Origin of the sequence: Undibacterium sp. Ji22W, assembly GCF_049340305.1 — a bacterium.
Taxonomy (GTDB): Bacteria; Pseudomonadota; Gammaproteobacteria; order Burkholderiales; family Burkholderiaceae_D; genus Undibacterium.
Genome location: NZ_JBMPOU010000036.1, coordinates 1 through 255, shown reverse-complemented (window position 1 = coordinate 255; position 255 = coordinate 1). Strand labels below are relative to the sequence as shown.

The window sequence follows — 255 nt, the reverse complement described above, 5'->3', positions numbered from 1 at the left end:
CGGTCACCCTCAAAGACAGCAGCGGCAATGCCGTCAGTGTTCCAGTCGGCAGCAGTGTTGCGGTCGCCTTGAACTGGAGCGGCGTCGCGACAGCGGGTGTCGATACCAGCGCATTGCCAGCGAGCGTTAATGTCAGTGGCAGCAGCAGCACGACATTTACAGTCACTGCCACCGATGATTATTTGAAAGAAGGTTCTGAATCCCTGATCGCCACGATTAGTGGTGTCACCGATACGAACAGTAAATATGAAGCAG

The 255-nt window shown here is 54.5% G+C and carries 1 protein-coding gene; it reads left to right on the top strand.

Annotated features, from left to right (window positions below):
* Positions 1-255 (top strand): hypothetical protein (locus ACO0KW_RS20485; protein WP_423055191.1); only part of this gene is annotated, 255 nt, incomplete at both ends.